Annotated in this window: 16 protein-coding genes and 7 pseudogenes; 11 read left to right on the top strand and 12 right to left on the bottom strand. The window is 60.5% G+C overall.

Features of this window, described 5'->3' with window-relative positions:
- Positions 1–4 precede the first annotated feature (4 nt).
- The 3 genes from ACNJYB_RS37915 to rfbA are packed head-to-tail and all read right to left on the bottom strand — an operon-like array spanning position 5 to position 2,897.
- Entirely contained in the window at positions 5–868 is an 864-nt protein-coding gene (locus ACNJYB_RS37915) for a class I SAM-dependent methyltransferase (protein ID WP_439371694.1), read from the bottom strand.
- Positions 869–925: 57 nt separating this feature from the next.
- The gene (gene rfbB / locus ACNJYB_RS37910) at positions 926–1,993 is read right to left on the bottom strand and encodes a dTDP-glucose 4,6-dehydratase (RefSeq protein ID WP_439371693.1); all 1,068 of its coding nucleotides are present in this window, start codon (positions 1,991–1,993) and stop codon (positions 926–928) included.
- 25 nt (positions 1,994–2,018) lie between these two features.
- Positions 2,019–2,897, bottom strand: a complete 879-nt coding sequence (gene rfbA, locus ACNJYB_RS37905) for a glucose-1-phosphate thymidylyltransferase RfbA (RefSeq protein WP_439371692.1) — start codon at positions 2,895–2,897, stop codon at positions 2,019–2,021.
- Between the two features lie 107 nt (positions 2,898–3,004).
- On the opposite strand from rfbA, the gene rfbC reads away from it, so the two are divergent.
- Both rfbC and rfbD read left to right on the top strand, forming a co-directional pair.
- Entirely contained in the window at positions 3,005–3,559 is a 555-nt protein-coding gene (gene rfbC, locus ACNJYB_RS37900) for a dTDP-4-dehydrorhamnose 3,5-epimerase (RefSeq protein WP_036031199.1), read from the top strand.
- Positions 3,559–4,509 (top strand): dTDP-4-dehydrorhamnose reductase, encoded by a 951-nt coding sequence (gene rfbD / locus ACNJYB_RS37895; RefSeq protein ID WP_439371691.1) that lies wholly within the window; start codon positions 3,559–3,561, stop codon positions 4,507–4,509. Before rfbC ends, rfbD begins: the two co-directional genes overlap by 1 nt.
- A gap of 60 nt (positions 4,510–4,569) precedes the next feature.
- Here the strand turns inward: rfbD and ACNJYB_RS37890 are convergent, their stop codons facing one another.
- From ACNJYB_RS37890 to ACNJYB_RS37880, 3 genes are read right to left on the bottom strand one after another with little or no spacing between them, the layout of a single operon-like run.
- Positions 4,570–6,912, bottom strand: coding sequence for a glycosyltransferase family 2 protein (locus tag ACNJYB_RS37890; RefSeq protein ID WP_439371690.1), 2,343 nt, complete (start codon positions 6,910–6,912; stop codon positions 4,570–4,572).
- Between the two features lie 2 nt (positions 6,913–6,914).
- Entirely contained in the window at positions 6,915–9,395 is a 2,481-nt protein-coding gene (locus ACNJYB_RS37885; protein ID WP_439371689.1) for a glycosyltransferase, read from the bottom strand.
- A gap of 27 nt (positions 9,396–9,422) precedes the next feature.
- Entirely contained in the window at positions 9,423–9,893 is a 471-nt protein-coding gene (locus tag ACNJYB_RS37880) for a hypothetical protein (RefSeq protein WP_439371688.1), read from the bottom strand.
- Between the two features lie 931 nt (positions 9,894–10,824).
- Here ACNJYB_RS37880 and ACNJYB_RS37875 point away from each other — a divergent pair.
- Positions 10,825–12,102, top strand: coding sequence for a glycosyltransferase family 4 protein (locus ACNJYB_RS37875; protein ID WP_439371687.1), 1,278 nt, complete (start codon positions 10,825–10,827; stop codon positions 12,100–12,102).
- A gap of 447 nt (positions 12,103–12,549) precedes the next feature.
- Here ACNJYB_RS37875 and ACNJYB_RS37870 read toward each other — a convergent pair.
- Positions 12,550–12,667: pseudogene (locus ACNJYB_RS37870) on the bottom strand (transposase); the annotation flags it as partial.
- 316 nt (positions 12,668–12,983) lie between these two features.
- On the opposite strand from ACNJYB_RS37870, the gene ACNJYB_RS37865 reads away from it, so the two are divergent.
- Both ACNJYB_RS37865 and ACNJYB_RS37860 read left to right on the top strand, forming a co-directional pair.
- Positions 12,984–13,679 (top strand): hypothetical protein, encoded by a 696-nt coding sequence (locus tag ACNJYB_RS37865; RefSeq protein WP_439371686.1) that lies wholly within the window; start codon positions 12,984–12,986, stop codon positions 13,677–13,679.
- Positions 13,680–13,681: 2 nt separating this feature from the next.
- Entirely contained in the window at positions 13,682–13,891 is a 210-nt protein-coding gene (locus ACNJYB_RS37860) for a hypothetical protein (RefSeq protein WP_439371685.1), read from the top strand.
- A gap of 955 nt (positions 13,892–14,846) precedes the next feature.
- Here ACNJYB_RS37860 and ACNJYB_RS37855 read toward each other — a convergent pair.
- The 3 pseudogenes from ACNJYB_RS37855 to ACNJYB_RS37845 form a co-directional block, all read right to left on the bottom strand.
- Positions 14,847–15,467, bottom strand: a pseudogene (locus tag ACNJYB_RS37855) (ISNCY family transposase); the annotation flags it as partial.
- Between the two features lie 41 nt (positions 15,468–15,508).
- A pseudogene (locus tag ACNJYB_RS37850) lies at positions 15,509–15,811 on the bottom strand (integrase core domain-containing protein); the annotation flags it as partial.
- A gap of 4 nt (positions 15,812–15,815) precedes the next feature.
- Positions 15,816–17,174 (bottom strand): annotated as a pseudogene (locus ACNJYB_RS37845) (IS30 family transposase).
- On the opposite strand from ACNJYB_RS37845, the gene ACNJYB_RS37840 reads away from it, so the two are divergent.
- Positions 17,174–17,596: a hypothetical protein gene (locus tag ACNJYB_RS37840; protein WP_439375808.1), complete on the top strand. Its 423-nt coding sequence runs from the start codon at positions 17,174–17,176 to the stop codon at positions 17,594–17,596. The pseudogene ACNJYB_RS37845 and the gene ACNJYB_RS37840 overlap by 1 nt on opposite strands.
- Here the strand turns inward: ACNJYB_RS37840 and ACNJYB_RS37835 are convergent.
- Positions 17,572–18,173: pseudogene (locus ACNJYB_RS37835) on the bottom strand (IS110 family transposase); the annotation flags it as partial. The gene ACNJYB_RS37840 and the pseudogene ACNJYB_RS37835 overlap by 25 nt on opposite strands.
- A 604-nt stretch (positions 18,174–18,777) precedes the next feature.
- On the opposite strand from ACNJYB_RS37835, the gene ACNJYB_RS37830 reads away from it, so the two are divergent.
- The 4 genes and pseudogenes from ACNJYB_RS37830 (at position 18,778) to ACNJYB_RS37815 (ending at position 22,967) form a co-directional block, all read left to right on the top strand.
- Positions 18,778–19,236 carry a helix-turn-helix domain-containing protein gene (locus ACNJYB_RS37830; RefSeq protein ID WP_061881968.1) on the top strand — a complete coding sequence of 153 codons (459 nt, stop codon included), beginning with the start codon at positions 18,778–18,780 and terminating at the stop codon, positions 19,234–19,236.
- Between the two features lie 2 nt (positions 19,237–19,238).
- Entirely contained in the window at positions 19,239–19,829 is a 591-nt protein-coding gene (locus ACNJYB_RS37825) for a PIN domain-containing protein (protein WP_439371684.1), read from the top strand.
- Between the two features lie 177 nt (positions 19,830–20,006).
- On the top strand, positions 20,007–21,416 hold the full coding sequence (locus ACNJYB_RS37820; RefSeq protein ID WP_439368021.1) for an ISNCY family transposase: 1,410 nt from the start codon (positions 20,007–20,009) through the stop codon (positions 21,414–21,416).
- A 142-nt stretch (positions 21,417–21,558) separates the two neighbouring features.
- Positions 21,559–22,967: pseudogene (locus tag ACNJYB_RS37815) on the top strand (ISNCY family transposase).
- Between the two features lie 325 nt (positions 22,968–23,292).
- Here ACNJYB_RS37815 and ACNJYB_RS37810 read toward each other — a convergent pair.
- A complete protein-coding gene (locus ACNJYB_RS37810; RefSeq protein ID WP_439371683.1) occupies positions 23,293–24,636 on the bottom strand; it encodes a hypothetical protein in 1,344 nt (447 codons plus the stop codon).
- 66 nt (positions 24,637–24,702) lie between these two features.
- Here ACNJYB_RS37810 and ACNJYB_RS37805 point away from each other — a divergent pair.
- A pseudogene (locus ACNJYB_RS37805) lies at positions 24,703–24,867 on the top strand (IS256 family transposase); the annotation flags it as partial.
- Positions 24,868–25,086: the final 219 nt, after the last annotated feature.

Genomic DNA, 25,086 nt, shown 5'->3' with positions numbered 1-25,086 from the left:
CGGCTCACTTTCGTCTCAGCGCTACGCAATCTTGGGCAAGCTGCCCGCGATCAGCATAGTCGATGACGGCGAATAGTTCCGAGAACTTATCGGAAAGATATTTGTCCGTAACGAAGCATTCTGCAAACTCGCTACGCGCCACTGAGTCCGAGGGCAGCCAAAAGAACTTTCCGGACCTCACCTCCGCTATTGCGGTGTCAATCGCGCTATAGGGGAGCCGCTTCAGAATGAGATCAATCCAGAAGTGTATCTCTTCACCATCGATCTTCTTTCGGTGTGCGTCCTTCAGGTTCTCCAAGAACCGAACGCCGAGAGTTGTTATGAAGCAAACGCCACCTGGTCTGAGAATGCGTGCAATCTCGGAAATCCACCGATCGAAATAGTGCTGGTTGAAGTGCGAAAAGGTCGACCACGTAACCAAGTGGGTCGCGAATCCGTTGCGGAACGGGAGCGCCGGCAACGGGTCGGTCTTGACGAAGCTGATATAGCTGTTCGCCTTGCGCGCTTCGACGATGAAGTCGAACGGTTCAACTGCATAGATATTCGCCGCAGGCACATCCTTCATAAAAGCGCGCGCGATGCGGCCCCAGCCCGTTCCAAAGTCGATCAGGATGCTATCCTTGGAGAAGGAGGCGCCATTGGCGTTCAAGACGCCGACACAGTGCTCGCGAAAACTGAGTGCGCCTCTGATCGCCATCTCGTTGGAGTTTCCTTGCAGATGGCGCTGCAGGTCCGCTGACGGAAATGAGGGAAAGGCGATGCCCCGTATCGAAGGCTCTTTGACGCTCCTGACCAGGTCTGACCACCATTCCTGGTCGGTAAGAGGTGCATAGGTCTCGTATATCTTGTTGATCTCGGTGTTGTGCATCTCTTCCTCGATTGAGCGAACGCCGTTGTTTGGGGCAGGTGGCCGCCTCGCTCCGGCCTACTGGGTGAGTCCGACCCGCCTGGCCTGATATCCGCGCTCCAGGATCGCTCGCCACCATCGCTGCTGCTCGACGTACCAATGGACGGTCTTCCGAATGCCGGTCTCGAAATTTTCCTCGGCGCGCCACCCCAGGTCGCGTTCGAGCTTCGAGGCGTCGATCGCGTAGCGTCGATCGTGACCGGGGCGGTCGGCGACGAAGGTGATGAGATTGCGGCGGGAGCCGCCATGACCTGGACTGATCTCGTCGAGGAGATCGCAGATGCTTTCGACCACATGGAGATTGGTGCGCTCGTTCCGGCCGCCGATGTTGTAGGTCTCGCCGACGACGCCATGCTCGAGCACCAGCGTGAGGGCCCTGGCGTGATCCTCGACATAGAGCCAGTCGCGGACATTCTGCCCATCGCCGTAGACGGGAAGCTGTTCATCGGCCAGGCCCTTGATGATTATGTGGGGGATCAGTTTCTCCGGAAAGTGATAGGGGCCGTAATTGTTCGAGCAGTTGGTCACGAGCGTCGGGAGCTCGTAGGTCTCATGCCACGCGCGGACGAGGTGATCTGATGAGGCTTTGCTCGCTGAATAGGGTGAATTGGGCGAATAGGGCGTGGTCTCCGTGAAGAAGCCGTCCTTGCCAAGGGAGCCGAACACTTCATCCGTAGATATATGCTGGAAACGAAACCGCCCCCGCTTGTCCGCAGATAGCGTCCTCCAGTAGCGTAGGGCCTCCTGGAGCACCGTGAAGGTGCCGACGATGTTGGTCTGGATGAATTCGCCGGGGCCATCGATCGAGCGGTCGACATGGCTCTCCGCCGCAAGATTCAACACCGCGTCGGGCTGATAGTGCTCGAACAGTCGGCGCAGTCCCGGGGCGTCGCAGATGCATTGCGGCTCGAAGGCGTAGTTGAGGTTTTCGGTCGCGCCAGGAAGGGAATCGAGGTTCGCGGCGTAGGTGAGCTTGTCGATGTTGACGACGCGTGCGTGGCTGTTGCGCAGGAGGTGGCGCGCGACCGCGGAGCCGATGAAGCCGGCCCCGCCCGTCAAGAAGATGGTCACCCCCTTCAAACGCATGATCAATCACCTCCGGTGCGGCGAATCAGGCCGCTCTGTGCGCACGTGCAACGGACTGCAGATATTCGCCGTAGCTGCTCTTCGCGGTCTTAGCGGCCACCCGCTCGAACGCTTGAATCGTGATGTAGCCCTGTCGCAATGCGATTTCCTCTGGGCAGGCGATGCGCAGGCCCTGGCGTTGCTCGAGGATCTGGACGAAATGGCTGGCTTCGACCAGCGAGGAATGCGTACCGGTGTCGAGCCAGGCAAAGCCGCGACCGAGCACGTCGACATAGAGATCGCCCCGGTCCATATAGGCCTTGTTGACATCAGTAATCTCGATCTCGCCACGTGCCGACGGCTTGATCCGCGCGGCGATGTCGACGACGTCGTTGTCGTAGAAATACAGCCCGGTGACCGCGACGTTGGACTTCGGCTGTTTCGGCTTCTCCTCGATCGAAAGCGCGCGGCCGGCCTGATCGAGCTCGACCACGCCATATTGCTCGGGCGAGTTGACGACATAACCAAAGATGGTGGCGCCCTTATTGCGCAGAGACGCCTTTGTTAACATTCCTGGCAGGCTGTGCCCGTAGAAAATGTTATCACCTAACACTAGGACGACCGGATCGTCGCCGATAAAGTCCCGTCCGACGATGAACGCGTCGGCAAGCCCCCGCGGTGTCTCCTGCGTGGCGTAGGAGAAACGCAGGCCGATTTCGCTGCCATCGCCGAGCAGGCGCTCAAAAAGCGCCGTATCCTGCGGCGTCGAGATGATCAAAATTTCCCTGATTCCGCCGAGCATTAGCGTCGAGAGCGGATAGTAGATCATGGGTTTGTCGAAGACCGGCAGAAGTTGCTTCGATACGACGGTCGTCACGGGATAGAGGCGAGAGCCGGTGCCGCCTGCGAGAATGATGCCTTTCATTGCTCCTCACAGTTTACTTATCACAAGCATACCATATAATGTGAAGAGCACAAGTTAGTGACGACGCCAAGAGATCGGCGTCGGGTCGGCATTCAATGTGCTTCAAAATGAATGTGATCCGGACTGAGCTTCCCGAAGTCCTCATCATCGAGCCCAAGTTCTTCGGCGACGAGCGCGGCTTCTTCGTCGAGAGCTATCAATTTTCCCGCTACATCGAATACGGTATCACGCGGCCCTTCGTGCAAGACAACATGTCCCGCTCGCGCTACGGTGTGCTGCGGGGTCTGCATCTGCAAAATCCCCTCACCCAGGGCAAATTGGTCGCCGTGCTGCGGGGCAAAGTGCTCGACGTCGCCGTCGACATCCGCGTCGGAAGCCCGAATTTCGGACGTCACGTTGCCGTCGAGTTGAGCGAGGAGAACCGACGGCAGCTATGGGTTCCGCGCGGATTCGCGCATGGTTTCCTGGTGCTCTCAGAGACCGCGGACTTTTTCTACAAATGCGATAATTTCTATAGTCCGAAGAACGAGATCTCGATCCGCTGGGACGACCCGACGATCGGCATCAACTGGGGTATCGAAAAGCCGTCGCTCTCGGCCAAGGACGCGGACGCGCCGCTGCTTGCCGACTCGAAAAGCCTTCCAGTGTATGGGCAAATCTGATGCGGATACTGTTGACGGGGAACGGCGGGCAGGTCGGAGGCGCACTGCAACCACTCCTGGCTGGGCTCGGCACAATCATCGCGCCTAACATCAATGAGTTCGACCTGTCGAAGCCTGACAGTCTCGTCGGGGCGCTTGACACGTTCCAGCCGGATCTCATCATCAACCCTGCGGCCTATACCGCCGTGGACCGCGCCGAGGACGAGCGCGAGCTCGCATTCCGCATCAATGCCGGGGGACCCGAGGTGATCGCCCAATGGGCCGCGAAACGTCGCGTGCCGCTGGTCCATTTTTCCACAGACTATGTCTTCGACGGCTCCGGGAGGGCGCCATGGCGCGAGGATAGTCCAACGGGGCCGTTGTCGGTCTACGGCGCGAGCAAGCTCGCCGGTGACACCGCCATTCGCGCAGCAGGTGGTCCGCATCTGATCGCACGTACCTCCTGGGTCTACGCCGCCAAGGGCGCCAACTTCCTGCGCACGATCGCGCGACTTGCGGCGGAGCGCAAAGAGCTGCGCATCGTTGCTGACCAGATCGGGGCGCCGACGACGGCGAGAACGATTGCCAACGCCATTACCGATATCGTGCTGCCTAATCTGTCGAATTTGAATGAGTTCTTTGCGCGCAAAGGCTGCGTTGTCAATCTTGTCTGCGCCGGCGAGACCAGTTGGCATGGCTTTGCGAGCGCGATCGTGGCCGGTCTTAGGTCGCGCGGCCTAAGGCTCGAGGTGGAAAGCGTCATTCCGATCGCCACGGCCGATTTCCCGACCAAGGCGATGCGCCCCGGCAATTCGCGGCTCGACCTGTCGCGCCTGAAGAGACAGTTTGGAGTGACTACGCCGAATTGGCAGGAGGCGTTATCGGTCGAGCTCGACGATTTCGTTGCGTTGCAGGAAGAAGCAGCACGCGCCGAGCCGGCGCACCCGCTCCAGCAGCGAGCCTATTCGTGATTGAACGGCGGATCGAGCAAAGGGGGCGCGCGGCGGCCTGAAGGACGATAAGGCGCCGCCTCAGAACCCCAACGGCACGTCGCGCGCCCGTTCGAGATGATTGTAGCGAGGGGCGCGTGGCCCAGGCGGCCAGGCGAGGCCGCTGTAGGGAATCCCATCGCGCGAGAGCTGCGGATTGTAGGTCGGGTCCTCGTTGAGCCATTCACCCCAGCGCGCCCGAAGCAGATTGAGTTCGCGTTCGAACCGGCCGCGCCGGTCGGCGCGGTCATCCGCGCCGCGGCTGGCAGATTCGGCGTGAACCAGCTTCGCATGCGGCGTGAAAACGATGCGCTTGCCTGCCTGGCGCAGCCGTAAGCAATAGTCGACATCGTTGAAGGCGACCGCAAAGCGCGATTCGTCCATCCCGCCAACGGCAAGATAGTCGCTGCGTCTGGTTGTTAGGCAGGCCGCAGTCACGGCGCTGCATTCGTGTGCCACCAGGAGCTGATCGAGAAACCCGGGATCATCACCGAATCTGTCGGTAAAGGCGTGGGTCGCCGCGAAATTCATTCCCAGGACGACACCGCCATGCTGAACGACGCCGCCGGGCCAGGTCAGGAGCGCGCCGACCGCGCCGACATCAGGCTCGGCGAGCCGCGTCAGCATCTCCTCAAGCCAGTCATCGGAGCTCGCCTCGATGTCGTTGTTGAGGAGACAGAGCACATCACTCTCGAGTGTTGCTGCGGCTTGATTGTTCAGCCTTGCGAAGTTGAAGGGACCTTCGACCTTCAAAGTCCGCACGCCGCGTCGCGCCATGCTTGCAAGGTAGGCGATGGTCTTTGGGTCGACACTGTCATTGTCGACGACGAGAATATCTGCGCGGCAGCACTCGACCGCCGGCGCGATGCTGTCGAGGCAGGTCCGCAAGAGCGGTAGACGGTCGCGGGTCGGGATGATCACTGTCACGCGCTGGCGTGGAATCGCTCGACCAATTCGAACCGCAGGAAAGAAGTTAACTTGTTGCGGGGTTACGTCGGCACTGACGGCACGTGCGTCGAGGTGCATTTGGGTCGCCGCGGCAAGCTGATGGCTGGCATTCGTTCGATCGAGTCCAGGGAGCGTCGCCAGTGCTCCCGGTAAATGAAGGATGTTGTTCTCACGTGGACCAGCGTGATCGAGCAGGCAGTTGAAGAGGCGGTAGAGATTGTCGGGGCGGGCCTCAAGGCCGGCGAGCAGGGCGTCGCGTCGAACAGCAAACAGATGCGCACAATAGCCTTGCTCCAGCATTCTTTCGTAGTCGAATGCGGGAAAGGCCAGCGGCCAGAGCCGGCCATCCTCGGCAAGAAAATCGAGGTCGCCATACAAGGCGATCGCATCCGGATAGGCCTCGAATGCGGCGGCGATGCGGGCCAGGGCATTCGGCTCGAGCACCACACCCGCCATCGCGATGACGACGTGATGTGAATCGGATGCGGCGCCGTCCAGAAACTCCAACAGAGCGTCGCTGTCGACGGAGAGTAGCTCCCCGTCGATCACGCCTGCCGTCCAGCTCTCGTGGGTCTGGGTCTCCAGTGCAGCGAGCGTTTGCTCTGCGCCGGGGGCGCCGGCGATGACGACCGCGAGCGAAAGGCCGCTTGCTCGCGGCACCGGCAGCGGGAAGCGATCGCACCAATTCACGTAGTCGGAGAGCGGAAGCGAGGCAGGAATCAGTTGATCATACAGTTTGCCGCGCAAGCGCTCGGCACCGTAGCCGCCGAGCGCGTCGATCAATCCGGCAAGGCCGTCGGGAAAGGCGACAAAGACGGCTGTCGCCGGAATTGGCTCACGGTCCTCCCTGCGCAAGGAAACGCGGTGAACGCGCCCGTCGGCAAAGCGTTGCGGGACGTGGAAATCAAAGGCGCGCGCATTCCGGTGTGCCGCAGAGTCGCCAACAAGCGTCCAGGCTGTTGCGTGAACCTGGGCGACGCCCTCTCCGTCGACGATTGCCTCCAGAAAGAGGGCGGATTCGCTATCGATCCAGCCCTGGAAATGCAGTCCGCCGAGCCAGCGCAACTCGCACGTCTTGCGCAGATCGGCGCGATTTGCGTACTCGTTCTCCAAATCGACCGGTTGGCCGACGGGCGTGCCGAGATTGGCGAGGCGGGCCTCGAGGGTGCGTGCGGCGCGCAGCAGATCGGGCTCGATCGTGATTGCGAATCCGCAACTCGCCTGGAGCTCTTGTTCAGCAAGCGCGGGAACGAAGGCGTCGGCATAGGCTGTGCTGAACACCAGACCGTCGAGCAAAATCTCGACGCTATAGCGGCGCTCCGGCGCCTGGGCGTCGTAGACGAAGCCGGACAGTGTCCCATCGCGCGCGAGCTCGAGCCGGCTGACGAGCGTTGGTCTGATCGACGGTTCGGATCGGTGGCGGGAGAGACGCGACATGCTTAGGGCCGCGTGACCCAGTCGACCACGAGATCGGCAAGCCCTGCCGCATTCACAATGGCAGAAATGGCAAGGTCTCCTTTGCGGGGCTTCAGCGCGCCGCCGGACCAGTCGCAGTAGGCGACCGGCCTTATCGCCTGTCTGGCGGTCTCGACGAGAGGATGGCCGAAGACGGGCTGCTCAAAATCGGTGAGGATCCAGCCCGGATTATGCGGTGTTAGGACGTCGCTCAGCTCATCCGCCGCAACCGCGCCCGTGATGAAGATGTTGGGCCGTGACATCAGGCGATCATCGCCGCAGGTGGTCCCGGCGATGACGATCGGCAGCGCCGGTTCGCGCCGCCACAGACGATCGGCCAATGTTTGTATTATGCGCAGGGATGCGGGCGTTGGCGTCGAGGGAACGATGACGAGGGATCTATCATTGGCGGAGATCGGCGGCAGGGTCAGGGAACATATGGGCCAGTCATGCAGCACGATCTTGCGATCGGGCCACCTGTTTTGTGCATAGGCCTTGGCCGCTTTGCTGGGAACGAGAAGCGGAGTCGTGCCGGAGGGCAGGGAAGCAATCTCGCCAACGCTCTCCGATATCAGCCAGCGATCGATCGGAAGATCGAGGCACCGGATCAGCTCGATGAGCCGCGGCAGCGGGTTTGGCTCGAGGATCTCGACACGCGATGGGGATAGCCGTGCCAGGATGTCGCGGGCGCTGCCGAGATTTGCCTCCGTGTCGAGCCTCAAACGCATGGCCTGCGGCAAACCTCCGTCGGTAGCCCGAAGACGAAGGACGTTGTCCTCCCGCAAGAGCAGGACCGTGCGCTCGCCATGTAGGCGGAGATGGCGTATCCGCGCGTCGGTTACGGCAGGGAAGGTTCGCTCGCCAGCGAGAACCAGCACCGACGGCTCAGCCAGCCATGGCAGCGCACGCTCGAGCGCGGCGCGCGCCGGCCGTAACGGATCGGCGATTTCAAAGGCGCGGCATTCCTCCCGGTAGTTCGGGAATCGCTGGTCCAAAATGCCGAGATTGCGAAGCACGAGGCCTCGCTTCTCCTCTTGAAAGGACTTCGAGCCGTGATGTCCGACATAGACCGACGGCGCGCAAACATTGCGAAAGCCCTTGGCCCGCGCGCGGAGGCAGAGATCGACATCCTCGAGATAACCGCGCTCGAAATTGTCCGAGAGCTCGCCCACACTGTCAAGGCAGGCTCGTGTAATAAAGACGCAGAATCCGATGCCGCTTGCCACATCGATCGCTTTCCCCGCATTAGCTGCGCTGGCGACGCGATCGATTGCGACAATCTCGTCATAGCGCGGCATAGGATTAACGTCGTTCGGCGTTGGAAAGGAAAAGATGTCGCCGTTGTTGGAAAGTGGTGTGACGGTTCCGATGTTTGGCGCCGAATATGCCACGTCGGCTAACCGACCGACGAAGCCGGGCGGAACGAGCGTGTCGGAGTTGAGCAGTACTACGTCGCCCCTCTGGATCTCGTTCAGCGCCCGATTGATCGCGCCGACAAAGCCGAGATTGACCGGGTTTACGAGGAGACGGATCTTGCCTGCCGTCGCAAGCTCGCTCATATGGCGCTGCAGCTCCACTTCCGGGCTGGCATCGTCGATGGCGAGAACCTGAAAGGCGTCCTTACCAGTTCCTTGTGGACGTCTTGCCTTGTCGAGGCTCTCGAAGCATTCGATCGTTGCCCGCGCATCTGCATAGACGGGGACGATAACGGTCGGCAGGTCGACGTTCGGGCCTATCCCAACGGAAGGATCGCGAGCGGCTCGGAGGTTCATCGTCGAAGTGAGGTTAGGCGCCACGCGTCGAACCTGGACGACGTCTTCGCCGCATCTCAGCGTAACGATTTGAGCTGTAGTGGACGGTGGCCGCCGAACCAAGAAGGTTGTTGCCTGCACATCTGCGCTCGCCAGCGCGTGAAACGGATTGGGTTCGAGAATGCTCGTCAGCGTGCCGTCTTCGGTTGCGAGGCTCACTTCGACGAAAAGGGCGTTGGTCCAGGCGATCCAGCCCGTCACGTGATTGTCGAACACAGAGCAGGCCGCCCAATGACCGTCCCCAGCTCGCCGCAGCTCCGCGATGGCAGCTCGAAGGATGGCCGGGCTGCCTTCGCGGCATATTAGTTGAGCGGCTGCGGCCAGTCGCCGTTCGTCTGCAGCCCACGCCAGCATCCGGCGGTTGGCGCCGACATCAAAAGGATCGACAAGACGCGCCCGCGCAAGATCCGACAGCGCAGCTTCGGTAAGTCCGAGCCCCCAAGCAGCTTCCGCCCGGAGAACGAAGCAGTGAGCTGCTGGTGGAGGCGAAACTCGAATGCGTCGATCGGCGTATTTGAGCGCCGTCGCGAACTCCCGCCTGGTCAACGCCTCAGCTGCGAGGCGCTCGAGCGCAATATGCGCGTGAGGCCCGATAAGGAAGGAAGCATCGAGAATCTTGCGCTTGAGGTCCCGCCCACCCGGTCGCTCACCCACGCTACGCGGCTCCATTTTCGAATTGCCCTAGCCGATCGAGCTCTCTTGGCGCGCCCGGCTGCGGAAGACGCGGACGCGGCTGGAGCCGACCGGCTTTCGTGACGGTTGTGCGGGAACGATGACATTGTCCGGGGCTGCTAACTGGTTGACGCCGATGCGAATGCCAACCAAAGGCTCGCGGCTGGTCGGGCCCGACAGAACGACGCGTTTACCGCGGGCGCGCAGGGTCGGCGCGTTCAAGAACGTCGCTTCCGCCACGAACTCGAATCCCCCGGCGCCACTGATTTGCAGCACGACCCCTGTAATCGGTAAGGCTCGTCCACGAGTGCCCGCATATGTCCCGAGCGACACCATTTTGCCGCTCCCCGCCTGGCCAATGGGGAATTGGACCGCATAGCGAATATCGAGATGCGCCGGCTTCTCCTGCCATTCAAGAGCAATTCCTTCGATGCGCGATGGCGCCGTTGGACCTGCAATCCATGCGTTAGGGCCGACCACAACATCGCCGCGACCTGCGACGTGGCCGAGGATCTGATACCGTCCATTGCAACATTTCCATGCACGGCCGCGCTCTCACCTTGCGCAGCGAGCGGCGCTCGGCCGGACTGAATCGGTTCGATACGAACCATGGCCGCGCGCGATCCCCCGGGTCGCATCGGCTCAACCTGAATCTGCAACGTGCCGGGTGTCTTGACCCGAACCATCAGACCCTCATTCGGCTCCCAAAGTGTCGGCTCGGTTGCGTCGGGATGCATGATGAGCGCCATGCGCTCTTCATGTCCCGGCGTCGGTACAACCGTCACGCGCGGCGGCGATGCGAGATCGTCCGCACTCTTGTAGCTCACTAAGAAAAGTCCCCGATCTAGGCTTACGACTTTCTGCTGCTCAACATCGGCCATTATTGCCCCCAATCAGATGAACGAGGTATTTTTCTTCTCGCCTTAACGATCCTGCGTGATCCCCTGAGATTCGGAGCGTCGCTGCGACGAACCGGCCTCATTAGGAAGGGCTTCTCACGTGAATGGCGGAGACACCAATTCGGCAATAGAGATTGGCACAGGTATTCAGTTTCTGCGCTGAGCAGCTCCGCTATTTGACGAAGCCTGTCATTCTCGCTCCTCAATTGCGCGATAGCGCCAGCGATGTCATCGCCGTCGATCAAGTGGGAACGGCGGCACGGTGACTCAGAGTTGACGTGGGATTGCTTGGTACTCAATCAGAATGCTCACAGTCCAACGCGCATGTCAGCAGCTTATCAAACACAACATGGGAGGGAAACAACCAAAGCTGTCATGCGCTTGTCATGTTCACCTAATCTGTGACAGCAAAAATACAATTCGAGCCCTGGAGGGCCGAAGGTGATACAGCAGGTTAGGATCGGGAACTGCCGATTGCACCCATTTGCGTTGATCACGCCCAGACCTTGCCGATGAAAATTCTGTTCGTTCACAACAATTTTCCGGCTCAGTACCGCAACATAGTGGCTGCCTTAGCCAGGGAGCCTGGCTTTGAACTTGTTGCCATCGGCGCGCCGACTTCAAGATCGCTTCCATCCGTCAAATTGGTCCGATATGCACTTCCAAAAGCTGATATCTCGGGAACGCATCCGTTTGCGCGACGCTTCGATATAGAGTGTCGGCGCGCGGAGCAGGTGATGTACAGTCTTTCGAGCTTACAGATGTCCGGGTTCTCGCCTGATCTGATCCTCGCACACCCCGGATGGGGCGAGACCCTGCCGTTGCGCTCCATCTTTCGAAAGGCACGATTGCTCGTTTATTGCGAATTCTTTTATGGGGCCGAGGGGCGGGACATCGGGTTTGACCCGGAATTTCCGGTGCCCGGACTTGATGGCCACATTGGGCTTCACGTGAAGAATGCGACGACTCTGCTGGCGCTCGAGGATTGCGAAATGGGGATCTCGCCAACGAGATGGCAGAAATCGACCTTTCCCCCACACTATCAAAGCAAGATCGACGTGATCCATGAGGGCATCGACACGGGGCGCATGCGGCCGAACCCCCACGCGCGCCTGACACTACCGAATGGCCAGTACCTTCGCCCTTCCGACGAGGTCGTGACGTTTGTCGCGCGAAATCTCGAGCCGCTGAGGGGCTACCATATCTTTATGCGAGCGCTGCCGGAGATCTTGAGATGCCGGCCGAACGCGCAAGTCATCATCATCGGCAGGAGTGGCGTGTCCTACGGTCTGCCGCCACCGACGGGTACGACCTGGAAGTCAACCTTCCTTGCTGAGGTCCGTGGTCGCCTCGACTTATCCCGTGTGCATTTCCTGGGCGGCGTGGCGTATGAAACCTTCATTGCAGCCCTTCAGGTATCATCCGCACACGTCTATTTTACCTACCCGTTCGTACTGTCCTGGTCGATGTTGGAAGCGATGAGTGCGGGATGCCTAGTGATCGGTTCTGACACGGCGCCGGTGCGCGAGATCATCCGCTCCGGCGACAACGGTTTGCTTGTCCCATTTTTCGCGGTGGACGAGCTTGCTGAACGGATTATTGAAGCGCTGGCGCAGCCAACAAGGTTCTCCGAGCTGCGCGCGGCCGCCCGCCACCACGTGATCAATCATTATGATGCGGAGCAGGTCTGCGTGCCGCGGATGCGTCTTCTTCTGAATCAAAGACTCGGTGCGCCTCCTCCGGGCGGCACGCACCGGCCGGTTGCAATGACGCATAAAGCCGCCGAATGAGCCGCACTTCTGACCAGACCTGCATATGTGGATGGCTCCCGCGGTGCAAGGGTTTTGTTTGAGCAATGCGCGAAAATTTGGCGGCTTGCATGTGTCCGGCCTACGTAAGAGGCGGCACGTTTGGCCGCCGGCCCAGATGAGATCCGCGGATCGGGTCCATAACAAACTGACGCGCTTAGGGCGCCTACAGGTCTACTGGGTGTCCCAATCTCGTCTATCACTGTCGCGCCACCTTCCCATTCAGCGCCGATGCCACCACGACCGCCAGGACCCGGCTGGTCCGGCCCGTGCGGTAGGTCTCCTCTCGCGTCATCACTGCCCAGATGACCCTCGCCATTTTGTTGGCCAGGGCGACTGGAGCGAGTTTGATCGGCTTGCGAGCGATACTGCGCCCCAGCCAACCTTGAGCGAAGTTCTGCTTACCCCGCGACCAGCCTGTCGTGGACATAGCGCCAATGACGAGGAGCCGGCGGATAGTGCGATCGCCCATCTTCGTGATGCGGCCCAGCCGTTCTTTGCCACCACTCGAGTTCTGACGTGGCACAGGGCCAAGCCATGCCGCGAAGTCTCAGCCTGATCGGAAACCGCGAAACATCCGGCACTTCAGCTAATATCGCGCTGACGGTGATCGGGCCGACGCCCTGAAATGGACCCGCGGAGCGGGACCGCTTGAACCGGTTTGTTAGTTGGAAACTGACCGCTCCTCATCCCTTTCTATCACGCTGCCAGAGACTCTGTCTGCTGCAGTTTCTGTGGGCACGTGGTCAACGCGTCAGCGTTGTCCACCATGTTGGTCGGCTGAGGCTCGTCGCCGGGTCAAAAAATTCCGCGAGGAGGGGACCCAAGCCGATGGAAACCGGATCCTGATCATGGGAGAGGACGTGGACGGCAAGACCGACGATATCGGTGGCATCGTCGTCAAGGTCGATTCGCTGTTCTCGACGATCGCCGGGGCGGCTGACGAATCTTTCGAAGCCCGGCTCCTGGCACCGCTGAAAGCCGATGACGAGGAAGAAGAGGCCCTCATCTCGAAGAACGACTCGAGCGTGATCCTCCGTGTGGACCTGAAGGTGTCGCAGGTTGTCAAGGCGCGGTACCTGATCGGCGGCGATGCCGGAGTAGCGATTCGGGAGCGGCTTTGGGATCGCAACAAGAACCGAGCCTCGCGCCTCGAGTACGACGTGCTGATCGCGCCACACCACTGCTCTTGGCGTAGCCTGTCGTACGACAGTTGGTCCGAAAAGGGCGAGAAGGCAAAGGACAACGAGGCGGCGCGTAGCGCGTTGGCCCAGGCGCGCGAGGGGGCGCTGATCATTTCCAGCAGCAAGCCCGTCGAAGACGATGATGACGATCCGCCGTACATACGGGCCAAACGCGAATACCTTGAGATACTCGAGCAGCCGAACGGCGAGTTCAAGTGTGTGGCCGACGGGTCCGGCGACAAGCCGCTGGTCATCGAGATCGCGTCCTCGGGCACGAAGATCAAGCGCGCCGCGTTCGCTACCGCCCTCGGTCTCGGCACCGGCATCGGAAGCCAGCCCCTGGCGCACGGTAGGTCGGCCGACGACGAGGATTGAACATGGCCTCGGCGCCGAACACGATCGCGATCGCGCGTGCGTTACGGTTGATCCGTGCGGACGACGCGGTAGTCAGCGTCGTCGTCGAGAAGGACTCCACCGGCAGCGTTCTCGCTACGGTCGAGGTCAAGACCGAATTGCCATCGCCAATGCGCAATCTGATGAAGGGCGGCGAAAGTAATAATTTCCCAAGAGGCTTGAAGCGCACGTAGCGTCAGGTTGTACGATCAAAGGGAGTTGGGAGCGATCTGTCATCGAAGCAGCATGACCCCCGATGCGGCTTCGACCGTGCAAGCAGCGAGAACGAGCCATTGAGCGACGATTTCCATCTTGAGGAGAGGACCATCGGGGCGGTAAGGCGATATCGTGACGCGCTAGCCGCCGCCGCGAATTCTGAAAAGGCGCAAGCACGCACACATCGAGCGCTCATGAGCATGCTCCCAGACCTAGAGCGCGCAGTACTCGAGGATCGACCTCAATCAACCAGGAAAAAGCTCTTTAATGCTGGCGTAAGGGCGGTCACTCAATTAAATGAGGCGCGACAGCTCTTCAACGAGGCGACTGCGGCGCTAGAGGGAGCTCGCCAGGCCCTGGCCGCTCTGGAGCAGCAGCTCGGATACATTCCAAATGTACCGGCGAAAGGAAGTCGAGTACGGTGATCTGACCGACCACGCTCATCAACTGACGGCGAAAATCGTTTGCGGGACCAATGCGGCCGCTGTTGATCTGCTCGAGCCTCCTGAGACGCACAACGATGCTCCGCGCTGCCGGGTCTGGGGCTCGCCGCCTTGCGCGTATTACCTCATAACGTAATCCGGGGTGGGGTGATATCTGCAGGAGAGACGTCGGGCTCGGCGTGCCGGACGAACTGTCCAAAAACTTAAGCAATTGATTGCGCTAGACAATACTTGTCGGCGCCCGATAGACAAGTCGCAGGTTCCGCTCATTAGAAATGTCACCTTGTGAGCCGACAGACGGCTCGCCTGATCGCTCTTTGTTCGACCCGCCGGAGGCGCGGTCGATGGTCGGGACGCCCTCCGTCCCGACGCGCCGCCGCGCGCAGGAGCGGTCAAGGATCGAAGACCGCCGGAGGCGGCGGCCCAAAGGGCCGTCCTTGACGGCGCCGAGCACGGTGGCACTAGCACCGGTGCTGGCCACGAGAGGCCGTCAACCGACCCGGAATAAATTCTTGCCCTGACCGCGGCGACGCGGTGCTTTCTTGCGGCGTCCTTCATCGCGCAGCTGTTGTTGCTCGGCGATGTACGCAAGAACTGGCCCCAGCCGCTTGTTCTCGACAATCGCGGCCTGGTCGACCTGCTGCAGCTTGTCGAAGGTGCGGTACGGCAGCTCGCGCCCCTGGTGCTTGATCGCAAAGCGCCCGTCCGGATAGTCGAACACAGTGACGCGCTGGCGGGCGAGGGGACGGGTCAGCTCGTTCGGCTCGAGCAGGAACAGCACCTTGTCGTACTGCAGCGACAGGCTGTTGGAGACCGTGCGCTCTTCCTTCCAGGCAAAGGCATCGTCGATGTTGTCGTGCGCAGCCAAGGGCCGGTGTAGATCCTTGTCGTTGAACGGCTCCTTGGCAAAACGGCGATTATAGTCCGCCATGAACGCCGGCAGGAACGCGTTGCCGGCCTCGATGGTCGAGATTCCGGCCAGCCGCATCTCCTTGACCAGGCGGTCCTGCAGTGTGCCGTTGGCTCGTTCCACGCGCCCCTTGGCCTGTGGGACATTGGCACAAATGATATCGATGTTGAGCTCGTGCAGCGCGCGGCCGAACTGCGTCATCCTGAACCGCCCCGGGTTTGCCGGAGGCCATTTGGTTTTAGTTATGCCGCCCTGGCCGGCTGTTCCAGCATGGCGTAGTATCGTTGCTCGGCTTCGGCCGGCGGAATGTTGCCGATGGGCTCCAGCAGCCGCCGGTTGTTGAACCAATCCACCCATTCCAGGGTCGCGAACTCGACGGCCTCGAAGCTACGCCATGGCCCGCGCCGATGGATCACTTCGGCTTTGTAGAGACCGTTGATGGTTTCGGCGAGAGCGTTGTCATAGGAATCTCCGACACTGCCGACGGACGGCTCGACACCAGCTTCAGCCAGGCGCTCGGTGTACTTGATGGATACGTATTGGGCGGATTCAAACGGTCGTCGCAACACCCAATGTTTCGCTCATGATAATAATTCGTCAAGCGCTTCTGCCGGCGTTTTCCAGCCCAGTGTCTTTCTCGGTCGGGCATTCAGGGCCGCTGCTACAGCGGATATCTCGTCGGCGCTGTGGATGCTCAGGTCTGTGCCTTTCGGGAAGTACTGCCGCAGCAAGCCGTTGGTGTTCTCGTTAGTGCCGCGTTGCCAAGGGCTTTGAGGATCGCAGAAGTAGACGTGGATACCCGCATCGATCTTGAGGCGGTCGTGCTGAGCCATTTCCGCTCCTTGATCCCAAGTCAGCGTGCGACGTAGCTCTTCGGGCAAAGTGATGATGGTGCGCGAGATCGCGTCACGCACGGCTTCCGCTCCGTGTCCCGCGAGTGCAGGTCCGTTCTTCTTACGTGGAACTTCGCCATCCCCGCCAGCCGGGGAAGGTGCAGTAGCATTGTGAAGCGCGTCGTGCGCTCGACCAACGTGCCGATCGCCGAGCTGCCAGACCGAGAATGAGGTCTCCCTCCCAATGTCCCGGCACTGCTCGATCGGCCGCTTCAGCGGGGCGCTCACTGATCATGATCGCTGGCGAGACGAAGTTCTTGCCTCGCCTGCGTACGCGCGCCCTGGGCACGCGCAACACGCGCCCGGTTCGCAAGCAGGCCGTCAGCTCGCTGCGTAGTACACCGCGGCCCTGTACGAAGAGAGCCTGATAGATGGCTTCGTGGCTGATGCGCATCGTCTTGTCGTCCGGGAAGTCGATCGGCAAGCGTCGGGCAATCTGCTCAGGGCTCCATGCTTTGGCCCATCGTCGATCCTTTCGCCGGCCATGCCGGCGGCCGTTCCACCGAACGGCGGGGCCCGGAATATAAGCTCCGCTCGGGGCTACAACGCCGCCGGCAAGTCTCTCCGCCACATAAGTGCGCAAGGTTGCGTTGAGCGCAAGCTTGGTCAACTTGGGCCGGCGGGCAGATCGGTCTGCATGCCATTGGGCAGTTGTTGCCCGATATTCCAACCCGCCGCCGCGGGTGGCGGCGTTCCGCCGCAGTTCACGGGAGACCGTCGAAGCAGCCCGTCCCAAGCGGCGCCAAATCTCCTGTATGGAATGGCCCTGCACCTTTAGAAGAGCGATCTCCTCGCGTTCAGCCAGTGAAAGGTAGCGCCCGGAGAGAGGCTTGGCCGAAGATCTGAACATCGCTGGTGGCATGCCGCCTGCCTTTCGGAACAATCTGCTTCCGACAGGTTGCGATAATCCGGCCTCAAGCGCAGCATCTTCGCTGCTCTGCCCTGTGGCAATCGCCTTCCAAAATCTATTCTGTTCATCGCGTCCGGCCACAGACGGCCGGCCTGGCGATGGCAATGGCGCTCGTCCTGACCGCGCCGAACGTCGAGTTACTGCAACAGGGACAGAGCGAGACCGCTGCCTTTGGTCGAGCCACGAGCACCACCCTGTCAGTTTGGGGAAGTATCTGGACAATTAAGAGCTCGGGCGAAATCAGCGAGCGGAATGCTTGGTGCAAGGCGAATCACGGCGTCGACTGCGATTCCAGCCTTATGACCTTATTCGCACCGTCCGTGAATCCCACACCCTGCCCCAAATATGCGGAAGAACCCTTGATTGACGCGCCCTTCCATCCTGATCGCCGCGCGACAGACCTGCTGCGGCATCTCAGCCGAGCTGCCCTGAAGCGCCTTCAGTTGATCTTCAAGCGCTTGACTCCTGGCCTCCAGATCACCGGGAGTCTCGGCCGGAGTCTGCGCCTCGGCGTAAGGCCGAGGTAGGCGCCGACCGTCGAAGCCGACCGGAAGGGCGAGGGGTCATCGATCGTGTGGCGGAACGTTAGGGCCGTCACGACACCGACCCCCGGGACCGTCATCAGGCGACGCGTCGTCTCGTCCATCTTTGCCAACCGGCGGACCTCGTTGTCGAACTTACCTTGCTCTTAACAAACGTTCTCATGGATCGAGAGCAGCGGCGATATCACGCTCAGAAGCAAATGATCGACGCCCAAAGAGTTCGCTGACCTGGTTGCGGAATTGTTCGCCGATCGCGCGAGGGAACAGCAATCCACATTCCTTGATCAAGCTGCGAACCTGGTTCTCGATGTCTCGGCGCATGGACACTAGCCGAGATCTGGCGACAAGGATCGCTCGGATCTTCTGGCTTTCCGCACTTTTGACTTTGACCTCTCGATACCATCCAACCCGCACCAGTTCGGCAAGCCCTCGCGCATCATTCTGATCGCTCTTGTTCATTCGGACCGACAAAGCTGCGTGCGCATGCCGCGCGTCGATGCAGACCACCGGAAGCTCAACCCTGCGGAGTTTCATGCCATAGCCAACTCGCCATCGCACCGGTCCCCCTAAGCCAGAGGATCGGCGTCCAAAATTACCGGCCACCACGGCCGGCCAACGACAACGGCTGAGATTTGTCGGCCTAACGTCGCAACATGAGCAAGGCGTCTAAATCGGCTGCTGGAGACCTGTTGCCATGAAGATGCCCCGATGGAGAGAAGCTAATCGTCCTAACGCTCACGGATATCTCGAAACGCCTGCAACGCAAACCTGAAATCGATCCCGACTTTGTGGCCCAGACTATCTACGCCGATCAACTGTGGGGCATCGATTGGGAATTCAGCGGCATTCTCTTTCAGCGATCAGAGAAGCCCGATCTTGGTTAGCACTTACTTTCCGTGGCTATGAGCCTTGCGGGGGTGGGTGATATCTGCAGGAGAGACTCCACAAACTTAAGCAATTGATTGCGCTAGACAATATTATTTCGCATAATGAAGATTTTGGAATTTATTCCTAGCGAGCGGGCCAGAGTTCCCACAGATCGGCCAGGACAGAAGGGGGAGGGGAGCCCCCGCTGGTCAGGAACTTTGGGGCGTTTCGTTTATTTCGTATGTTGCGTTTATTTCGATTATAGCCTACATAGAAGGCCGTACAGGGGAGAAAATACGATGACGATGCCAGCCTACGCTGAAGAGCTGGGAGGCACTCGCTTGCCTTCCGCGAGCGAGAAGGCGGCAGCCAACCAACTTCGTCAGATACTCGCTTCGCATGCGACGGGAGATGCCAAACTGCGAGTGCTCGACGATGCACAGCAGGCTGCTGAGATAACCTTGTCGCCGGCCCTGTCGAGTCTCTTGATGGAATTGCTGCGGCATATCGGTCGCGGCGATGCGGTGACGCTTGTGCCCGTGCATGAGATGTTGACTACGCAGCAAGCTGCCGACATCCTGAATGTCTCGCGTCCGTTTCTGGTCTCGCTGCTCGAGAAGAACGAAATTCAGCACGTGACAGTGGGGCGTCATCGCAGGATTAGGGCAGAGGACCTATTCGCCTATAAGCGCGCGCGTGATGAGAAGCGCGGCAAAGCGCTTGCGAATCTCGCTGAGCAGGACGCGGAGCACCTGTAAGCTTGTTTGCAAACCGCTTCACCGCATTCGTCGATGCGTGCTCGCTTGCAAGCGCGCTCAAAAGGAACCTGCTGCTCTCCTTGGCGGAGGCGGAGTTTTTTCGTCTCCGCTGGTCGAGCCGCGTTCTGGATGAGACCGAAACAGCTATCGAGGAAATTTTGACCGGCAAGGGCTTCACCGATGCCGCGGCGCGCGCAGAGCGGGCGCGCGCCAGCATGGAAGCCGCCTTCGAAGACGCCATAGTTACAGATTTTGATAACTTCTTGCCGGTTGCGGCGGGTCTGCCTGATCCCAACGATCACCACGTTGTTGCTGCGGCGGCCAAGACGCAAGCCGCAATGATCGTAACGGAAAACCTTAAGGACTTTCCGGCGGCAGTTCTTTCCGACCTAAACATGGAGGCGAAATCGGCCGACGCCTTCATCGCGGATACTATCGCACTCGACGAAGCTCGCGCTGTTGCAGCCATTCGGCGTATGCGCGAACGCTTCAAGAAGCCGGAAATGACGCCGGCGGAGCTCTTGCTCGTGATGGAGGCTGCGGGACTGTTCGAGACGGTTGACGTGCTAAGGCCGCACGTGGAATCCCTCTAGCTCTAACCAGACGGGCTTTCGGCAACGCGATCTCGATGCAAACTTCACTTCGGATATTCCATAATGAAGGTTATGCGAATCATTCGTGTAGGCGCAAAGCTAAAATGTCAGCACTGAACAAAGTTGGAATGTCAGTCTTCGACCTCCTTGTGACGGAGTTTGGGGGCTGCGGAACCGATGGGTTTAGTGTTGATGAGCAAGCGAGAACTGAACCGCCTCGAGGTGCTGGCGCGACTGGATGGCGGCAAGTTGACGCCCTTGGCTGCAGCCGATCTGATGCGCCTCACACTCCGGCAGACCTATCGGCTGCTCAAGCGCTACCGCCACGACGGCGCCCCGTCCATCGCCAACCAACGGCGCGGCCAACCTTCAAACAACCGTCTGCCGGATGCCGTGCGCGACCATGCGATCGCGTTGGTTCGTGAGCATTATCCGGATTTCGGACCGACGCTTGCCGCTGAGAAGTTGGCCGAACGACACGAGTTATATGTGTCCCGGGAGACGCTGCGCGGCTGGATGCGGCAGGCCGGGATCTGGCTGCCACGCGCCGAGCGCAAACGGTTTCAGCAGCCCCGCCATCGCCGCGAGCACCTCGGCGAGTTGATCCAGATCGACGGTTCGGAGCATCGCTGGTTCGAGGATCGTGCGCCGCCCTGCACGCTTCTGGTATTCATCGATGACGCTACCAGCACCCTGATGGAACTCCGGTTCGTCGCCTCCGAGAGCACGTTTGCATATTTTGAGACGCTGAAGAGCTATCTGCTGCAGCACGGCAAGCCCGTGGCGTTCTATTCCGACAAGCATTCGATCTTTCGGGTTTCCAACGAGGATGCGGCGGGCGGCGACGGCATGACGCAGTTTGGCCGGGCCCTGTCGGAGCTCAATATCGAGATTCTGTGCGCCAATAGCAGCCAAGCCAAAGGCCGTGTGGAGCGAGCACATCAGACGCTCCAGGATCGGCTGGTGAAGGAGCTGCGGTTGGCCGGGATATCGAGCATCGAAGCCGCCAACACGTTCCTGCCGGCGTTCATGGCCGACTACAATCGCCGCTTTGCCAAGGCCCCGGCGAGCGAGCGTGATCTGCACCGGCCGATGGGCGGCATCGATTGGCTCGACGACATTCTGTGTTGGCGGGAGCAGCGCCATGTTTCGCGCCAGCTTGTGGTGAACTACAACCGCATGAAGCTGATGCTACGGCCCAATACAACAACCGCCTCTCTCGCGGGCAAGTCGATCGATGTCTACGACTTCCCCGACGGCCGACTTGAACTGCGCTGGAAAGGCTTGCCACTGCCCTATTCCGCGTTCGACAAGCTGCAGCGGGTCAGCCATGCCGCGATCGTCGAGAACAAGCGTCTCGGCGAGGTCCTGGCCTGGATCAAGGAACAGCAGGATGGAGCGCCCCCTCCTCGCGGCGATCTGGTCGGTCCAAGACGATCGAGCCAGAAAGGCGGTCTCCTGAAGGACCGCGCCGACCGCCTCGCTCAGATCGAGAAGTCGCAGAAACCCGCCCGCCTGGCCCGCCGCCGCTGCGATATGGGAGTCTCCGCAGCGTCGGGCCAGGCTCCGTCAGAAGCCGCCGAGTGACATTCCAACTTTGCGGAGCCAGAGACATTTCAACTTGGTTGCAACAATTCGTGTAGGCGCAAAGCTAAAATGTCAGCACTGAACAAAGTTGGAATGTCAGTCTTCGACCTCCTTGTGACGGAGTTTGGGGGCTGCGGAACCGATGGGTTTAGTGTTGATGAGCAAGCGAGAACTGAACCGCCTCGAGGTGCTGGCGCGACTGGATGGCGGCAAGTTGACGCCCTTGGCTGCAGCCGATCTGATGCGCCTCACACTCCGGCAGACCTATCGGCTGCTCAAGCGCTACCGCCACGACGGCGCCCCGTCCATCGCCAACCAACGGCGCGGCCAACCTTCAAACAACCGTCTGCCGGATGCCGTGCGCGACCATGCGATCGCGTTGGTTCGTGAGCATTATCCGGATTTCGGACCGACGCTTGCCGCTGAGAAGTTGGCCGAACGACACGAGTTATATGTGTCCCGGGAGACGCTGCGCGGCTGGATGCGGCAGGCCGGGATCTGGCTGCCACGCGCCGAGCGCAAACGGTTTCAGCAGCCCCGCCATCGCCGCGAGCACCTCGGCGAGTTGATCCAGATCGACGGTTCGGAGCATCGCTGGTTCGAGGATCGTGCGCCGCCCTGCACGCTTCTGGTATTCATCGATGACGCTACCAGCACCCTGATGGAACTCCGGTTCGTCGCCTCCGAGAGCACGTTTGCATATTTTGAGACGCTGAAGAGCTATCTGCTGCAGCACGGCAAGCCCGTGGCGTTCTATTCCGACAAGCATTCGATCTTTCGGGTTTCCAACGAGGATGCGGCGGGCGGCGACGGCATGACGCAGTTTGGCCGGGCCCTGTCGGAGCTCAATATCGAGATTCTGTGCGCCAATAGCAGCCAAGCCAAAGGCCGTGTGGAGCGAGCACATCAGACGCTCCAGGATCGGCTGGTGAAGGAGCTGCGGTTGGCCGGGATATCGAGCATCGAAGCCGCCAACACGTTCCTGCCGGCGTTCATGGCCGACTACAATCGCCGCTTTGCCAAGGCCCCGGCGAGCGAGCGTGATCTGCACCGGCCGATGGGCGGCATCGATTGGCTCGACGACATTCTGTGTTGGCGGGAGCAGCGCCATGTTTCGCGCCAGCTTGTGGTGAACTACAACCGCATGAAGCTGATGCTACGGCCCAATACAACAACCGCCTCTCTCGGGGCAAGTCGATCGATGTCTACGACTTCCCCGACGGCCGACTTGAACTGCGCTGGAAAGGCTTGCCACTGCCCTATTCCGCGTTCGACAAGCTGCAGCGGGTCAGCCATGCCGCGATCGTCGAGAACAAGCGTCTCGGCGAGGTCCTGGCCTGGATCAAGGAACAGCAGGATGGAGCGCCCCCTCCTCGCGGCGATCTGGTCGGTCCAAGACGATCGAGCCAGAAAGGCGGTCTCCTGAAGGACCGCGCCGACCGCCTCGCTCAGATCGAGAAGTCGCAGAAACCCGCCCGCCTGGCCCGCCGCCGCTGCGATATGGGAGTCTCCGCAGCGTCGGGCCAGGCTCCGTCAGAAGCCGCCGAGTGACATTCCAACTTTGCGGAGCCAGAGACATTTCAACTTGGTTGCAACAATTCGAGCGCGCGCCGATCTCGGAAGCGCGAGATTCGAACTCGTGGTGGAGTTTCTCACTACACACCCTTTCGTCGTCACGGCGGCCCGACCAAAGACAAGCTGCACGCGCCAAATGGCACGACATCGATGTCCAGGCAAGAGTTGGTGGAGTTCCTTCTCGGTCCAGACGTACTCGCGCTGATATCCGAAACGATAGGAAGCATTCGCGAAACGCCTTGGCCATGCAGCCCCCACGTCTCTATGCTCTTGTCCTCGTGCGCGTCATCGGCAAAATCTGTCAGCGGTGCACGGGTAGGCTTCTCACTCCGCCAATGTCTAGCGTCAGTTCGTCGAACACGAAGGTCGACGTCGCAGGTACCGGTGCGGAGAAAACTCCGCCCTGCACCGCCGTCGAGAACATGCCCGACGCCTTGTTGATTTCCCAGTTGCGGCGCCCCACTGCCAGCTGAAGGGAAAAGTCGAGTGAAGTAAGCTTCGCCGCGTCGCTGCCGCAGGGCTTGCCCGACGCCGGTTCGTTGCCGAACGGAGCGGAAGGTCCGAGATTGCGGAACCAGCATCCAACGATGGCCCAGTTGGTGCCCCCACGCGGCGTCATGTTTGCCGGCGTAGGCCACTGCGCGGTCATATGGCAGGACAGGCATGAAGATACCGGATTGTCGACAGGTCCGTTCATGCGTCCTCCCCGGCCGAAATGTCGTGTGAACCCGAAGTCAGAGAGCACGATTCCTTCCGCGGGCTTCTTACCTGATGCGGCTTCCTCATCGGTCAGTTGCGGATCGTTGCCCCACATCAATCCGACCGGGTCAAGCTTAGTCCAGGGATCAGCACCGGCCTTCGTACCGTTGTAGACGAACGTCCCGAACACCCACCCCGTCGTGGATTCGGCGCGGGGTTCACGAACGGCGACATCGACCTGCAGCAGGCGTAAAGTCGTGACAGCGCGCGGGGCGGGCGCTGGAGGAGTGCCAATAGTGGCCGAAGGGCACTGGTCATCGGCTGGATTCTTGTCCTCGTGGATGTTGGCTTGCACAGACGGTGCGCCAGCAAGGATGGGCACTTCCGTTTGGTCAGCCTCAGTGAACAGGAGTTTCGCGACAACGGTGCCCGGATGGAATGGGAGCGCGGAAAGATCCGGATCGCCGCTTCCAGCGACAACGGGCCGCCAAACACGTCCGAGCGTGTAGCCGCCTTCCGGATTGTAGAAGCTGACGGCCCAGTTCTGCCTACATGATGACTGGCCTGGTCCCAATTCGCCAGCGCGCGAACTGCGCTCGCGCGTAAGACCGTTAACAAACTCGCGGCCATTCCCGCCCGGGCCCATCCAGGGCGCGTGATACCATTTTCGCACCGCGTTATCCTGCACACGCCATGTCGAACGATCCTGCCCTTCGAGCACATGAGCAAGCACGGCCCTCATGTATCCGGCGGCATCACTCCGGAAATCGATCTGGTCCCAGGGTTTGGCCGAGACAAGCGGCGCGGTCTGGGGAAACGAATAGCTTGGCTCGAATACGCTGCCAGTCCAGCCCGCGGGAGGACGTTCCATTCGATCCAGGTTCTGTGCCTGCGCCGGTGCGACGGACCACAAAATCGCAAGCATTGCTGTCTGAAATTCGCGCATGAAAAGCCCCCGCTTCTGACGACACTGGGGCCAGTATAACTTGACTCGCGATCTGGTTGCACTACCCTGTCGCAACCAACCGCGAAGCTGATGGTGTTCAAGCTCATCGACGCCGCGTCGAAGACCTGGCGGCGATTGAAGAGCACGAACCAGTTGCCGAAAGTCATCGCCGGTGTAAAGTTCATCGACGGAATCGAAGTCATTCCGAACACTGAAAGCCACGCCGCCTGATCAGGCCGCGTCACCCAAAATCAGCCATAGCTCCTAGGACAGATTTCGACCATTTCATCCGCCAGCTAAAAAGGAACAGTGCCGGGAAGTCATTGGCTCCGACGAACCTTAAGGTGATGCGGCGATCAAGGCACGATAGGAGACCGGATTAGAGGACAGTGTTGTTCTGCAGAACTTCCGCCTGCGATGAGCAGTGCGATAAAGTCTTGCAGCCAGGGA

Origin of the sequence: Bradyrhizobium sp. SMVTL-02 (assembly GCF_051853005.1) — a bacterium.
Taxonomy (GTDB): domain Bacteria; phylum Pseudomonadota; class Alphaproteobacteria; order Rhizobiales; family Xanthobacteraceae; genus Bradyrhizobium.
The sequence above is the reverse complement of the archived record's forward strand: the minus strand, read 5'-3'. Positions and strand labels throughout refer to the sequence as shown.

What these genes read in the sequence shown, in the direction of transcription:
- ACNJYB_RS37915 (WP_439371694.1), bottom strand. Translation starts at nt 868, where the DNA reads ATGCACAACACCGAGATCAACAAGATATACGAGACCTATGCACCTCTT.
- rfbB (WP_439371693.1), bottom strand. Translation starts at nt 1,993, where the DNA reads ATGCGTTTGAAGGGGGTGACCATCTTCTTGACGGGCGGGGCCGGCTTC.
- rfbA (WP_439371692.1), bottom strand. Translation starts at nt 2,897, where the DNA reads ATGAAAGGCATCATTCTCGCAGGCGGCACCGGCTCTCGCCTCTATCCC.
- rfbC (WP_036031199.1), top strand. Translation starts at nt 3,005, where the DNA reads ATGAATGTGATCCGGACTGAGCTTCCCGAAGTCCTCATCATCGAGCCC.
- rfbD (WP_439371691.1), top strand. Translation starts at nt 3,559, where the DNA reads ATGCGGATACTGTTGACGGGGAACGGCGGGCAGGTCGGAGGCGCACTG.
- ACNJYB_RS37890 (WP_439371690.1), bottom strand. Translation starts at nt 6,912, where the DNA reads ATGTCGCGTCTCTCCCGCCACCGATCCGAACCGTCGATCAGACCAACG.
- ACNJYB_RS37875 (WP_439371687.1), top strand. Translation starts at nt 10,825, where the DNA reads ATGAAAATTCTGTTCGTTCACAACAATTTTCCGGCTCAGTACCGCAAC.
- ACNJYB_RS37860 (WP_439371685.1), top strand. Translation starts at nt 13,682, where the DNA reads ATGGCCTCGGCGCCGAACACGATCGCGATCGCGCGTGCGTTACGGTTG.
- ACNJYB_RS37840 (WP_439375808.1), top strand. Translation starts at nt 17,174, where the DNA reads ATGGCGCTCGTCCTGACCGCGCCGAACGTCGAGTTACTGCAACAGGGA.
- ACNJYB_RS37830 (WP_061881968.1), top strand. Translation starts at nt 18,778, where the DNA reads ATGACGATGCCAGCCTACGCTGAAGAGCTGGGAGGCACTCGCTTGCCT.
- ACNJYB_RS37820 (WP_439368021.1), top strand. Translation starts at nt 20,007, where the DNA reads ATGGGTTTAGTGTTGATGAGCAAGCGAGAACTGAACCGCCTCGAGGTG.
- ACNJYB_RS37810 (WP_439371683.1), bottom strand. Translation starts at nt 24,636, where the DNA reads ATGCGCGAATTTCAGACAGCAATGCTTGCGATTTTGTGGTCCGTCGCA.